The following is a 13,375-nucleotide window of genomic DNA, read 5'->3' as shown; positions in this document are numbered from 1 at the left end:
ACGGAAAACGCAGTCCCTCACCCGCTATCACCCTCAGCCTCATTGCTGCATCACGGAAGGTGTGACGCCGTACGCGGCCCCGAAGCATTAGCTGAAGCGGCTGGGGGAACTGAACCCGCACGCCAGCGCGGTATCGCGAACCAGACGCTGCGCACGCTCGAGACGCTCCGCATCACAAACTGATGCGGCGCCATTCCCTCGCCGTGACGAAACATGCGCGCAAAGTGAAACTCGCCCAGCCCGGCTTCGGCGGCTAACGGCTGGGGCACGTGCTACGGCGCGTTAGCCGTGGGGATAGTCGGCGGGATAATGGGCTACGACTTCACGCCAGAATCGACAGCGCGCTATCTGGGATCGCTGGGCTATCTGGCCGTCGTCGGCTCGGTCATCGGCTTCGGGGCCTATTTCCTGCTGGTGGGGCGTATCGGCGCGAGTCAGGGCGTATGCCACGCTGTTGTTCCCGCTGGTGGCGCTATCGCTTTCGACGATATTCGACGGGTATGAGTGGCGAGTGAATGCAGCGATCGGTCTGGTATTGATTCTGGCGGGTGATGCGGTGATATTTTATCGTCCACGCCGTAAAACGACGCTGACGTCCCGCCCGGCGCATTGAACAGACGCGCGAACGTACAGGCGACCCGGAGGGCCGCCTGTCACACAAACTAGGCCTTGGACGCCGGTTTGTGACTCGGACGAGCGCGACGAGCCTGACCGTCACGCGCGCCGCCGGAGCGAGGCGCGCCCTGACGAGCAGGGCGTCCGCCCTCACCTGCGCCGCCGCGGTGGTTCCCCTGACGAGCACCGCCGCCGCCACGCGGAGCCGACGACGGACGACCGCCCCGGCCGCCCTGACGACCATTCTGAATCGGATCGGCCTTGATAGTCGGGTCCGGCTCATAGCCCGGAACAGCCATACGCGGGATCTCACGCTTCAGCAGGCGTTCGATATCGCGCAGCAGTTTGTGTTCGTCCACGCAGACCAGCGACAGCGCTTCACCGGTAGAGGCGGCACGCCCGGTACGACCGATACGGTGAACGTAATCTTCCGGCACGTTCGGCAGCTCATAGTTGACGACGTGCGGCAGATGGTCGATATCCAGACCACGCGCCGCGATATCGGTCGCGACCAGCACACGAATGGAACCGTCTTTGAAGTTAGCCAGCGCACGGGTGCGTGCGCCCTGGCTCTTATTACCGTGGATCGCCGCTGCGGTGATGCCGTCTTTTTCCAGCTGTTCAGCCAGATGGTTGGCCCCGTGTTTGGTGCGGGTGAAGACCAGCACCTGACGCCAGTCGTTCTGACCAATCAACTGAGACAACAGTTCGCGTTTGCGTTTTTTGTCGACCATATGCACATGCTGCGTCACCAGTTCTGACGGCGTGTTGCGACGCACCACCTCCACAGAGGCCGGGTTGTTCAGCAGGGAGTTGGCCAACCCCTTGATGTCATCAGAGAAGGTGGCGGAGAACATCAGGTTCTGACGTCGGGTCGGCAATTTCGACAGCACGCGACGAATGTCGTGGATGAAGCCCATATCCAGCATACGGTCGGCTTCGTCCAGCACCAGAACCTCGACCTGAGACAGGTCTACCGCATTCTGGTGTTCCAGATCCAGCAGTCGACCCGGGGTCGCCACCAGAATGTCCACGCCGCCGCGCAGTTTCATCATTTGCGGGTTGATGCTGACACCGCCGAACACGACCAGCGAACGTAGGCTCAGGTACTTGCTATAAGACTGGACGTTTTCGCCAATCTGCGCCGCCAGTTCACGGGTCGGCGTCAAAATCAGCGCACGAACCGGGCGACGTCCTTTCGACGTGGGTTTCGTGCTGAGCATCTGCAGCAGCGGCAACGTAAAGCCTGCCGTCTTGCCCGTACCGGTCTGAGCGCTGGCCATCAGGTCGCGGCCGGCTAATACCAACGGGATTGCCTGACTCTGTACCGGCGTCGGCTCACGATAACCCTGCTCTTCCACGGCACGTAAAATATCGGCGCTCAGGCCGAGAGATTCAAAAGACATATTGAGAACAACTCCAGATCGACCCTGACCGGACAAACGTCGGCGTAGTTTCCAGGGCGATAACAAGATGGGTTTCGGCGCGACGTTCGGTGTGCGTACGCGATGCGCTAACCCAGATGAATGGGCACAAACTACGGTGCATAACTGCCAATGATTGTATCAGGAAATGATGACTATAAGGGATTTTTCTACCTGCATCACACTTTGAGGAGGAAAACCGGCCGCCCGCCGTGTTTTTTGTTCATTAACGCTATCTCCACCCGCGCTCTCAGCGCCATTTTCCCTGTTTGCCGCACCGGACCTCCCCCGCGTCGGACGGTTGGATTATCGCCGCCTTCCCGACACCTGACGACACGCCGGAAACCGTCCGATCCTACTGAATTTAGGATGGATCTGGGCACGTCGTCTATGCCAAAGTCTATACTTTGTCACGGGCAAGCTCCCGCTCTCGACGGTTTGCCTTCCAGCTCTACCAGGAGATAAATGGATGAAAGCGACATGGCGTGATGACAATCAGTTCGAGCTGCTGATCAACGGCGACGCTTTCTACCCCAGCGTTTTTTCCGCTATTCGCCAGGCCCAGCGCCACGTGATATTGGAAACCTTCATCTGGTTCGAGGATGAGATCGGCACCGAGCTGCGCGACGTGCTGGCCGAGGCCGCGCAGCGGGGCGTCAGCGTGGATGTTCTGGCGGACGGATTTGGCTCGCACGATCTGTCCGCCGACTTTCTGGCGCCGATGATTGCGGCGGGCGTCCAAGTCCGCTTCTACGACCCTCGTCCGCGACTGCTCGGCATGCGCACCAATGTATTTCGTCGCCTGCACCGTAAAATCGTTGTGGTCGATGGCGCGGCTGCCTGGGTCGGCGGCATCAATTTCGCCGAGGACCACATGACCTATGCCGGTCCGGAAGCCAAGCAGGACTACGCCGTCAAAGTCCGCGGACCGGTGGTGCAAGACATCTATCGCTATGTAATGGATGTTTTGGTGCATGAAGAGCCGCCGAAACGCTGGTGGCGAAACCGCTTCCGACGCCCCGTCCGCAACCGCAATCCGGGCGACGCGCAGGCGCTGTTCGTCTATCGCGACAACGCCTCCCACCGCGATGACATCGAAAAACACTATCTCTCGATGCTGCGTCAGGCCAAACGTGAGGTCGTGATCGCCAACGCCTACTTTTTTCCCGGCTATCGTCTGCTGCGATCGATGCGTAAAGCCGCACGCCGCGGCGTGCGCGTGCGCCTCATCGTGCAGGGACAGCCCGATATGCCGATCGTCCTGGTCGGCGCTCGCATGCTATACCACTACCTGTTGCGCGCCGGCGTGGAGATCTACGAATATCGCCGCCGTCCGTTACACGGCAAAATCGCGTTGCAGGACGATAAGTGGACCACCGTCGGCTCCAGCAATCTGGATCCACTGAGTTTGGCCTTGAATCTGGAGGCCAATCTGATAATTCATGATCGGGCCTTTAACCGACAGCTGCGAGAACACCTGCAAGAGCTGATGACGCACGACTCCCTGCGCATCGAGGCAGACCAGTTGCCTAAACGGTCTTACTGGCGCCTGATACAGAACGTGCTGGTGTTCCACTTTTTGCGCCACTTTCCGGCATGGATAGGCTGGTTGCCTGCGCATACGCCGCGACTCAAATTGCTCAGCCCGGAAGAGACGTCGCCGACCGAGGCGACGACAAAGGAATTACCCACCCAACAGGAGATCACGCGATCATGAAGGTCAGTCGCCGCAAAAAGAAAACGCTACTCAAGAAGAGTATCGCCGCGCTGTTTCTCATTGCGGTAGTCGTGCTGCTGGTCAGCTTTGCGCAGAACGTGGATTGGACAGAGGTGCTGCATGCGATCCTGGCCTACAACCGTCAGGTGGTCTATCTCATCACTGGTCTGGTGGCAATAAGCTACCTGCTGTACGGCGTTTACGACCTGCTTGGGCGCGCCTACTGCCGCCACCCGCTTCCCCGCCTGCAGGTGCTGCTGGTATCCATGATTTGCTATGCGTTCAATTTCACGCTTGGCGCGTGGGTCGGCGGCGTAGGAATGCGCTTCCGGCTCTATTCCCGGCTGGGGCTGAAGAGCAGCACTATCACGAAAATGTTTTCCCTCAGCATCGCCACCAACTGGCTGGGTTATATCCTGCTCGCGGGCGGCGTATTCGCCTTCGGCCCGTTGCATATGCCGGGGAACTGGGTGATTGGCGACGTCGCCCTCCGTCTGATCGGCTACACGCTGCTGCTCGTGATCGTAGGCTATCTGTGGTCATGCGCCTTTTCTCACCGTCGTCGTCTGTCGTTTCGCGGCATGAAGTTCTCGCTGCCGTCGCTGAAAATGGCCTTCCTGCAACTGCTGGTTTCGTCGCTGAACTGGCTGATTATGGGCGGGATTATCTGGCTGCTGCTGGGGCAAAAAGCCGATTTTATTATGGTTTTCGGCGTCCTGCTGATCGCCAGCATTGCCTGTCTGGTCGCCAATGTCCCCGCGGGCATTGGCGTGCTGGAAGCGATATTTCTGGCGCTGTTGGCGGGCAGGCCGTTCACTCACGGGGAGATTATCGCCGCGCTGCTGGCCTATCGGGCGCTCTACTACATTGCCCCGCTGATCGTCGCGCTCGGCCCTTACCTGTGGTTGGAAGGCCGCGCCAGAAAACTGCGGACGAAGAACCTGCAAGCGCTGGCGACGCTGCCGGAAGAAACGCGCTAAGCGGTAACGCGACCTCAAGCTTCAGCACAAAAAACAGGGAGCTTAAGCTCCCTGTTTTCGTTTCATTCGCCGTGCCGTGCGATTAGCGGCGGTTGCCCAGCAGACGCAGCATCATCAGGAACAGGTTAATGAAGTCCAGATACAGCGTCAGCGCGCCGACAATCGAGTATTTACGGAAGCCGTCTTTGTCATCAGGGGACAGCTGCTCGCCGATATTTTTCAGCTTCTGCGTGTCGTAGGCAGTCAGCCCGACGAACACGATCACGCCGATGTAAGTGACAGCGCGCGTCAGCGCATCGCTTTTCAGCCAGAAGTTGACCAACGTTGCCAGCAGGATGCCGATAAGCCCCATGAACAGAATGCTGCCGAGACCGCTCAGGTCACGTTTGGTCACATAGCCGTAGAGACTCATCGCACCGAACATTCCCGCGCTGATGACGAAGGTGCTGGCGATAGAGCCGCCGCTGTAGACGATAAAGATGCTGGATAGCGTTAATCCGGTCAGCGCCGAGTAGAGCATGAACAGACCCGTCGCCACCGTTCCGCTAAGACGGTTCACCATGCCGGAAATCACGAAGACCAGACCCAGCTGCGCGATAATCAGTCCGTAAAAAGTGATCTGACTGGAGAAAACCAGATTCAGCACGGCGGGCGTATTCGCCGCATACCAGGCGACAAACGCCGTCAGCAGCAGGCCGCAGGTCATCCAACCATAAACCTGCGCCATATAGGTCTGCATGCCGGTGCCGGCACGCTGAACAATCGAGTCATTGGAACGCGGATATCGATCCATGAAGCTTCCTTTGTGTTGAGTAAACGATCCCAGGCAAATAATTGCCCTCCGACCTAAAGTTTACCACAAAATCGGCGCGCAACCGCCCAGTCTCCTATCGCCGATGAGGGCTTGTCACCGCATCCAGCGCTTGGCGGCCAGACGATCGCTGTCCCGCGAGGCTACCCACCGCTCGCCCTCGTCCGTTGACTCACGCTTCCAGAACGGCGCACGGGTTTTCAGCAGGTCCATGATGAACTCAGCGGCGTCGAATGCCGCCCCCCGGTGCGCGCCCGTCACGCCCACGAACACGATTTCATCGCCGGGATAGAGCGCGCCGATGCGATGAACGACGCTGATGCGTTGCAGCGGCCAGCGTTCACGCGCTTCCTCGACGATCTCCGCCAGCGCTTTTTCAGTCATGCCGGGGTAATGTTCCAGGGTCAGGGCGCTCACGTTCTCGCCCAGATTATGGTTGCGCACCTTGCCGGTGAAAGTGACGACCGCGCCGTCCTCATCACAGGCGGCCAGCCAAGCATACTCGTCGCCCACGCTGAATGCCGCTTCTCCGACCCGAATGCGGGTAGCTTCCATTTTCATCCCCCTGTCACCGGCGGGAAAAAAGCGACCTCGTCGCCGTCACGCAACGGATGGTCCATCGCCACCAGCGTCTGATTCACCGCCGCCAGCAGCTTGCCGTCTTCCAGCGCCAACGCCCAGCGGTCACCGCGTGCGCACAACGCCTGCCGCAGCGCGGAAACCGTTGGGAAGGTCGCTGGCAGCGTCTCGCGCTCCCTCCCCACCTGCTCCCGTACCTGAGCGAAAAACAGGACCGTGATCATGCGTCCTCCGCCCGAAAGTCGCCGGATTTACCGCCGCTTTTCGCCAGCAGCCGGACGGGGCCGATAACCATGTCTTTCTGCACCGCCTTACACATATCGTAAATGGTGAGCGCCGCCACGGAGGCGGCCGTCAGGGCTTCCATCTCCACGCCGGTCTTGCCAGTAAGACGGCACAGCGACGCGATGCGCACGCGATGGTGCGCCGGCTGCGCTTCCAGCTCTACCGCCACGTTGGTCAGCAGCAGAGGGTGACACAGCGGGATCAGGTCCCAGGTCCGTTTCGCCGCCTGAATACCGGCGATGCGCGCCGTAGCGAACACATCGCCCTTGTGATGGCGGCCTTCGATAATCATGGCCAGCGTTTCAGGAGCCATTTCTACAAAAGCTTCAGCGCGCGCTTCGCGCACCGNGTCTGCCTTGGCGGAGACATCCACCATTGCCGCTTCGCCCGCGGCATTTATGTGCGTCAGTTGCGTCATGATGATAGCTATTTTTTCAGATGTGGGTGGACATTGCAGGGCTTCTGGCGCGCATCCAACTGCTCCTGAATCACGCGTTCCCAAGCGGTGCGGCAGGCGCGAGTAGATCCGGGCATCGCAAAAATCACGGTGCCGTTAGCCAGCCCCGCCAGCGCGCGCGACTGCACCGTCGCGGTTCCGATGTCTTCATACGACACCATGCGGAACAGCTCGCCGAACCCGGCCATTTCGCGGTCAAACAGTACGCTGATGGCCTCCGGCACTTTATCGCCCTCGGTAAACCCGGTGCCGCCGTTAATCAGCACCACCTGCACGTTCTCGCTGGCGATCCAGTCAGCAACCCGGGCGCGGACCTGATACAGATTTTCCGGCACGATGGCGCTGGCGACGATGTGGTGCCCCGCTTCCAGTGCGGCTTCGCGCAAATAGTCGCCGGAGGTATCGTCGGCTTCGGTCCGACGCGAAGACACGGTCATCACCGCAATTTGCAGCGGGATAAATTCTTGACTGGGCTTACTCATACTCACTCCTTACTTCTTGGTTCAACACGGTCTCATCCGCCGATAAAAGATAAATTGGGCGTGATGCCGCTGTCGCCTTCATGCAGAAAATGCGTCTCTTTTTTCAGCCTCAGGCCGCCCGAAATGCGGTCTTGCAGCGCCGCCAGCTGGCTGTCGTCCGTCAGTAAATCCCGCAGCGGGATCCCCTGTTCGCCAAACAGGCACAGATGAAGGTTGCCTATCGCCGATACGCGCAGCCGGTTGCAACTCTGACAAAAGTTTTTCTCATACGGCATGATCAGTCCCACTTCCCCCTGATAGTCAGGGTGGGCGAACGTCTGGGCAGGCCCGTCGCTGCGCTGACGCGCCTGCGGCTGCCAGCCTTGTTGCAAGAGGCGATCGCGGATCGTCTGGCCGGAGACGTGGTGACGGCGGAACAGGTCACGCCCTTCACCGGTTTCCATCAGCTCGATGAAACGCAGTTGTATCGGGCGGGGCTTAATCCAATTCAGAAAGGTGTTCAGGCTGCCGTCGTTGACGTCCCGCATCAGCACCGTGTTGATTTTGACCTTGGGGAAGCCTGCGGCAAACGCGGCGTCGATGCCCGCCATGACCTCGCGGAACTTATCCTGTCCGGTAATGGCGTGAAATTGTCGTGCGTCGAGGCTATCTACGCTGACGTTGATGTGGCTCAGACCGGCTTCGCGCCAACGCGCCGCCTCACGCGCGAGCCGATAGCCGTTGGTGGTCATGGCGAGCGTTCGGATCGACGGGTTTTCCCGCACCGCCGCGATGATGTCGATAAAATCACGGCGTAGCGAAGGTTCGCCCCCCGTCAGCCGCACCTTTTCCGTCCCCATTGCGGCGAACGCCCGACTGACGCGGCGGATTTCATCCAGCGACAGAAAGCGAGGCGGCGGCGCGCCCTGGGGGCGGTATCCATCGGGCAGGCAGTAGGTGCAACGAAAATTGCAGACGTCCGTAATCGACAGGCGCAGGTAATAGAACTTGCGCGCAAATGCGTCGGTCAGTTGATTCACCATAAACACCTTTCCAAATACGGGAGATGCGGGCATTTCTACCGCGCACCCTGGTGGCCGAGCGGGCCACGGCCTGAACGCCCTATTACGCGACCGAGCATAACGTAGGCATTCAGGCTAGGAGTTTGGGTTTCGCTGCCGCTATGAGTGAGGCGTCAGAAAAACCGTGATTTCAGCATAGAGTCTATCGCTACTATTGGCGAATAGTCACTGAAAATGCGATGTATATATTTGTATATAGCGGGATTTCACCCGATTTCGACGATGTGGCCTGACCGGTCGGAATCTCCCCCTCGTTGCTTGCCCGACTTGCTGCCGATGTCGGGCGGCGACGCATGCGTAACGCCGCCCGCTTGCCTTTTTCTGCCCCATTTTCCTCGTGTGTGATGCGCGACTGACGGGCAGTGTGATATATATCCGCTACGTTTTTTATTTAATTTAATTGGGTGAGGCATCTATGCGTAATCTCACGTTGACCGACCTCCAGCGCGTGGTGGCTTTGGGAGGGGGGCACGGTCTGGGACGCGTCATGTCATCGCTCTCTTTTCTCGGCTCGCGCCTGACCGGCATTGTCACCACCACCGATAACGGCGGCTCGACCGGACGCATCCGCCGCTCCGAAGGCGGTATCGCCTGGGGCGATACCCGCAACTGTCTCAATCAGCTCATCACCACGCCCAGCACGGCCTCCGCGATGTTCGAATACCGCTTCGGCGGCAGCGGCGAACTGGCTGGCCACAACCTGGGTAATCTGATGCTTAAGGCGCTGGATAATCTCAGCGTTCGGCCGCTGGAGGCGATCAATCTCATCCGCAACCTGCTCCAGATTGACGCCGAACTCATCCCGATGTCCGAACAGTCGGCCGACCTGCTGGCGACGGACGCGCAAGGGCTGCCGGTGTACGGCGAGGTCGCCGTCGACCAGTTGGCGACGTTGCCGCAGGACCTGCGCCTGTTTCCCGCCGTCACCACCACGCGTGAAGCGGTGGACGCCATCGCCAACGCCGATTTGCTGCTCATCGGCCCCGGCAGTTTCCTGACCAGCCTGATGCCTTTGCTGCTGCTGGAGGATCTGACCGCCGCGCTTCACCACAGCAACGCGCCGATGGTGTATATCGCCAATCTGGATCAAGAACTCAGTCCGGCGGCCTCGCAGCTCACGGTATCGCATCAAATTGAGATGATTGAGAGCAAAGTCGGCCGCCGGATGATCGACGCCGTCATCCTGGCTCCGCAGATGAACACCACGTCCCTGACGGATCGCCTGGTGGTGCAGCAACCGCTGGCGGCGGCTGACGTTCCACATCACCATGACCGACAATTGCTGCGCGAGGCTATCGCTCAAACGCAGCGACAGCTGGCCTTGAATCTGCATCGCCAAACCGCTTGACGGTCGTTCCTCCCGTCTTCGCGCCCCCCCTCTCCGAATAAAGGNCGCCGTTATCCCGACGGCGACGGTCTTATCGCCCCGTGCTTCTCTCGCTTTCAGCGCGTACCCCTTATTTTTTTGTGCAAAAACCGTCACGGGTCCTGCGGAGGACGGGCCGCTGGTCACGTCCTGTTGATTCCGAACGGGTCTTTATCTGGGCTGCTCAGTTAAGACGTTATGTGCATATCTATCGCCATATTTCTTAGTGGTGGTTCTATTTTCCGCTTCATAGACTGGCCCTCAATTAAGCGTCCCAACACCGCGCTGTGAGCTGCTCACAGTATCCATTGAGGATCTCCAGATGGCGATATCGCAGGCGAAAGACGGCGCACCGCAATCTCAGGCCGATAGCGCGTGGGAGCGTATCCGACGCGATGTGCTGTGCTGCAAATTGCTGCCGGGCGCCATGATCACCGAACAGGCGCTGATGGCGCGTTACGACATCGGCAAGAGTACCTGCCGGGTGGCGCTGGCGCGGCTGTGTCACGAAAATCTGATCCGCTCCCGTCCGCGTAAGGGGTATCAGATTGCGCCGGTCACCGTGCAGGACGTGGAGGAGATTTTCACCCTTCGCGCTCAACTGGAGCCACTGGCCGCCCGGCTGGCGGNGGGCCGGGTCGATATTGATGAACTGCGCCGTCTGGAGGCCGCGTGTCGGGAAGAGATCCGCGCGCCGCTCTCCCGTCAAATCGACGTCTTTATGAACGCCAACAAACGCTTTCACCTGACCATCGCTCAGGCCTCCGGCAACCATCATTTAATCGCCATGCTATCGATCCTGTTGGACGAAATGGCCCGGCTGGTGGCGCTGGGTTTCAACGTGCAAGGCACCAAGCCGGAAATCAAGCACGACCATAACGCGATGATCGAGGCGTTGAGTCAGGGCGACGCCAAACGGGTGGAGCTGATCGCCCGCCGCCATATCGACACTTTTCAGGCGATGACGCTGGAAAAAGTCTACGCCACGCTGAGCCGCGACGGCGCGGTGCTTCCTCTCCTTGAGCGGAAACTTCTGTGATGAACACAGGACGGCACGACATCGCGCGCGCCTCTCCGCTTGAGGCGCGCGGCATCTGTAAAACCTTCGGCGAACTGCCGGTGCTGTCCGACGTGTCGCTGACACTCGGTCAGGGAGAAATTCTGGCGCTGCTCGGCCCCTCCGGCTGTGGGAAAAGCACCCTGCTGAACATTCTGTCCGGACTGGAAGATGCCGACAGCGGCACGCTGATGATTCAGGGCGAACCCGCCGCGCGCTTTCGGCACTGGCAGCGCATCGGCTATCTGTTTCAGGAAGATCGCCTGCTGCCCTGGCGCACCGTTCAGCAGAATGTGAATTTCGGCCTGGAGACGCTGCGCCTCCGTCCGGAGGAACGGCGTCGTCGGGTCACCGAAGCGCTGGCGCTGGTGGAGTTGTCCGCCTTCGCCCGCTACTGGCCCCATCAGCTCTCCGGCGGCATGCGCAGCCGGGTCGCGCTGGCGCGCAGTCTGGTGACGCAGCCGGAAATCCTGCTGATGGACGAACCCTTCTCCAAGCTGGACCTGCAAACACGCAGCGCCATGCACGGCGAAATCCTGCGGATCCAACGCCTGACCGGGATGGCTATCGTGCTGGTGACGCACGAAGTCGAGGAGGCCGTGGTACTGGCGAATCGGGTCATGGTATTCAAACCCAACCCCGGCCGCATCCACCATATTCAGCACATTGCGCTGTCGCGTCCGCGTCTGCCAACCAGTCAGGCGGTCAGCGAACAGGTTCGCCTGCTGCGGATGGAGGTCTGACATGATGCCCACGCGTACGCTGTCCACGCTGATAGTACAGCGCGTCATTCTGCTGGCGATGTTTCTGCTGGCGTGGTGGTTAGTGGCGCTGCGACTGCCCGCCTTCATCCTGCCGGGTCCGGAAAAAACCGCGCAGGCGCTCGCCCTACTGTGGCGGAACGGCACGCTGCCGGAGGATGTCGGCATCACGCTATCCCGCGTGGCGATGGGCTTTGGTTTCGCGACGCTGGTCGGCACGCCGTTAGGGTTGGCGCTCGGCGCAAGTCGACGTCTGGCGCAGTTCTTCGAGCCGCTATTGTCGGTGTTCAACAGCGTGTCTTCGGCCATCTGGGCGATCTTCGCCATCATCTGGTTCGGCATCTCCAACGCGACGACGGTGTTCGTGGTGTTCATGACCGCCATGCCGCTGATTCTGACCAACGTTTGGCAAGGCGCGCAAACGGTGGAGTCGCAGTACCTCGAACTGGCGCGCAGCTTCCGTATGAACCGCTGGCAGACGCTGCTGAAAATCTATCTGCCGACGATCCTGCCTTACTTCTTCTCCGGCGCGCGACTGGCCTTCGGCTTCGGCTGGCGCGTCTCGCTGGNGGCCGAGACGCTGGGGGCGTCGAACGGTATCGGCTATCGCCTGCGACAGGCGGGCGATCTGGTGCAAACCGATCAGGTCTTTGCCTGGACGGTACTGCTGGTCTCTCTCATGCTGCTGCTTGAGGGGGGCATTCTTAAACCGCTGGAACGCCGTTTGTTCCGCTGGAAAAAACTGACCCGGGAATAACAACATGAAAATTAACGTGGCCGCGGCTGTGATAGTCACGGGGGCGCTGTTCGCCCAGGCCGCCTCGGCGGCGGAGAAAGTCCGCATCGGCTACTGGACCAGCGGCGTTAGCCTTGGGTACGGCGCCGTGTTGGAAAAAACCGATTTTCTGGCGCGTCACGGCATCGACGCCGAGTTCATTCACTTTCCCGACGTGAACGCGCCGGTGAAGGCCTTGGCTTCCGGCTCTATCGATCTGGCCTTCGGCGCGCCGCTGGCCGGGATTTTCAGCACGGCCGCCGAGGGTGTGCCGGTGAAGATTTTCGCCGCCACGCAGCCCGCTGACGTGCAATTTGTCGTCCCTGAGGACTCCCCCATCAGCTCGCTTGACCAGTTGAAAGGCAAAAAGATCGGCATGTCGCCCGCCGGCTCGTCGGTGGCGGTGATCGCCAGCGCCATCCTCAGCCGCAACTACGGCATCAAACCGGCGGACTTCTCGCTGGTCGGGGGCAACGAATCACGTCTGGCGCAGTTCCTGTCGCAAAAACAGGTGGATGCCGCCGCGCTTCGTTCGGTGACGATTGGACAACTGGACGACCTGCATACCCGGTCGCTCGGCAGCTTTGCGGACGAGTGGCGAAAAATCACGCACAGCGACGCCGTGCCTTACATCGGCGTCGGCGCCGTCCGCAGCGACTTTATCGAACGGCATCCCGAGGCGGTGGCCCGGGTGATTGCCTCGCTGCGCGATACGCTGAGCTGGGGTCAGGACCATCCGCAGCAAGTGGCGCAGCTGCTGCAAACCCAGGCCAACCTGCCGCGTAAAGACGCCGAGGTCTACGTCGGCCGCTGGCAGAGCATGAACCGACTGTCGTTCGAACCAGCGGATATCGACACGCTGAAATTGCAGCACAAGGTGTTCCTTGAAAGCGGCGCCATCAAGGGCGCGTTGAAGGACAACCTGTTTGTGACCGGTCCTTATCAGCAGTCAAAAACCCTTGCCTCTCAGGCTAACTAACCGCCGACAGGAGACCCTCCGTGAGC

The 13,375-nt window shown here is 60.3% G+C and carries 14 protein-coding genes, 2 pseudogenes and 1 riboswitch; of the genes and pseudogenes, 8 read left to right on the top strand and 8 right to left on the bottom strand.

Annotation, left to right across the window (positions count from 1 at the left end; all coding sequences use genetic code 11):
* Positions 1-87 precede the first annotated feature (87 nt).
* Positions 88-257 (bottom strand): annotated as a pseudogene (locus RZ35_RS18330) (helix-turn-helix domain-containing protein); the annotation flags it as partial.
* Between RZ35_RS18330 and RZ35_RS11010 the strand changes: the two are divergent.
* Positions 256-613, top strand: a pseudogene (locus tag RZ35_RS11010) (EamA family transporter); the annotation flags it as partial. The pseudogenes RZ35_RS18330 and RZ35_RS11010 overlap by 2 nt on opposite strands.
* Before the next feature lie 49 nt (positions 614-662).
* Here RZ35_RS11010 and rhlE read toward each other — a convergent pair.
* Entirely contained in the window at positions 663-2,021 is a 1,359-nt protein-coding gene (gene rhlE, locus RZ35_RS11005; RefSeq protein WP_026743351.1) for an ATP-dependent RNA helicase RhlE, read from the bottom strand.
* 487 nt (positions 2,022-2,508) lie between these two features.
* Between rhlE and clsB the strand changes: the two genes are divergently transcribed.
* Entirely contained in the window at positions 2,509-3,756 is a 1,248-nt protein-coding gene (gene clsB, locus RZ35_RS11000) for a cardiolipin synthase ClsB (protein WP_026743350.1), read from the top strand.
* Positions 3,753-4,736, top strand: a complete 984-nt coding sequence (locus RZ35_RS10995) for a lysylphosphatidylglycerol synthase domain-containing protein (RefSeq protein ID WP_026743349.1) — start codon at positions 3,753-3,755, stop codon at positions 4,734-4,736. Before clsB ends, RZ35_RS10995 begins: the two co-directional genes overlap by 4 nt.
* Positions 4,737-4,818: 82 nt before the next feature.
* Here RZ35_RS10995 and RZ35_RS10990 read toward each other — a convergent pair whose 3' ends face one another.
* The 6 genes from RZ35_RS10990 to moaA all read right to left on the bottom strand — a co-directional run bounded on the left by RZ35_RS10990 (position 4,819) and on the right by moaA (position 8,372).
* Entirely contained in the window at positions 4,819-5,529 is a 711-nt protein-coding gene (locus RZ35_RS10990; RefSeq protein ID WP_026743348.1) for a Bax inhibitor-1/YccA family protein, read from the bottom strand.
* A gap of 114 nt (positions 5,530-5,643) precedes the next feature.
* Positions 5,644-6,102 (bottom strand): molybdopterin synthase catalytic subunit MoaE, encoded by a 459-nt coding sequence (moaE, locus tag RZ35_RS10985; protein ID WP_026743347.1) that lies wholly within the window; start codon positions 6,100-6,102, stop codon positions 5,644-5,646.
* 2 nt (positions 6,103-6,104) lie between these two features.
* Positions 6,105-6,350, bottom strand: a complete 246-nt coding sequence (gene moaD / locus RZ35_RS10980) for a molybdopterin synthase sulfur carrier subunit (protein WP_026743346.1) — start codon at positions 6,348-6,350, stop codon at positions 6,105-6,107.
* Entirely contained in the window at positions 6,347-6,829 is a 483-nt protein-coding gene (moaC, locus tag RZ35_RS10975) for a cyclic pyranopterin monophosphate synthase MoaC (RefSeq protein ID WP_026743345.1), read from the bottom strand. Before moaC ends, moaD begins: the two co-directional genes overlap by 4 nt.
* Before the next feature lie 8 nt (positions 6,830-6,837).
* Positions 6,838-7,350: a molybdenum cofactor biosynthesis protein B gene (gene moaB / locus RZ35_RS10970; protein WP_026743344.1), complete on the bottom strand. Its 513-nt coding sequence runs from the start codon at positions 7,348-7,350 to the stop codon at positions 6,838-6,840.
* A 32-nt stretch (positions 7,351-7,382) separates the two neighbouring features.
* The gene (moaA, locus tag RZ35_RS10965; protein ID WP_026743343.1) at positions 7,383-8,372 is read right to left on the bottom strand and encodes a GTP 3',8-cyclase MoaA; all 990 of its coding nucleotides are present in this window, start codon (positions 8,370-8,372) and stop codon (positions 7,383-7,385) included.
* Positions 8,360-8,502, bottom strand: a riboswitch (molybdenum cofactor riboswitch). It overlaps the preceding gene by 13 nt.
* Before the next feature lie 324 nt (positions 8,503-8,826).
* Between moaA and RZ35_RS10960 the strand changes: the two genes are divergently transcribed.
* The 5 genes from RZ35_RS10960 (at position 8,827) to RZ35_RS10940 (ending at position 13,349) form a co-directional block, all read left to right on the top strand.
* On the top strand, positions 8,827-9,759 hold the full coding sequence (locus RZ35_RS10960) for a gluconeogenesis factor YvcK family protein (protein ID WP_026743342.1): 933 nt from the start codon (positions 8,827-8,829) through the stop codon (positions 9,757-9,759).
* A gap of 340 nt (positions 9,760-10,099) precedes the next feature.
* Positions 10,100-10,816, top strand: coding sequence for a GntR family transcriptional regulator (locus RZ35_RS10955; protein ID WP_026743341.1), 717 nt, complete (start codon positions 10,100-10,102; stop codon positions 10,814-10,816).
* Positions 10,816-11,577, top strand: a complete 762-nt coding sequence (locus RZ35_RS10950) for an ABC transporter ATP-binding protein (RefSeq protein WP_026743340.1) — start codon at positions 10,816-10,818, stop codon at positions 11,575-11,577. Before RZ35_RS10955 ends, RZ35_RS10950 begins: the two co-directional genes overlap by 1 nt.
* Before the next feature lies 1 nt (position 11,578).
* The gene (locus RZ35_RS10945; protein WP_026743339.1) at positions 11,579-12,352 is read left to right on the top strand and encodes an ABC transporter permease; all 774 of its coding nucleotides are present in this window, start codon (positions 11,579-11,581) and stop codon (positions 12,350-12,352) included.
* 4 nt (positions 12,353-12,356) lie between these two features.
* Positions 12,357-13,349 carry an ABC transporter substrate-binding protein gene (locus RZ35_RS10940; protein WP_026743338.1) on the top strand — a complete coding sequence of 331 codons (993 nt, stop codon included), beginning with the start codon at positions 12,357-12,359 and terminating at the stop codon, positions 13,347-13,349.
* Positions 13,350-13,375 lie beyond the last annotated feature (26 nt).

This window comes from Lonsdalea quercina subsp. quercina, from assembly GCF_000688655.1.
Lineage (GTDB): Bacteria > Pseudomonadota > Gammaproteobacteria > Enterobacterales > Enterobacteriaceae > Lonsdalea > Lonsdalea quercina.
Note: the sequence above shows the minus strand (reverse complement) of the source record. Positions and strands in the feature narration are given on the sequence as shown.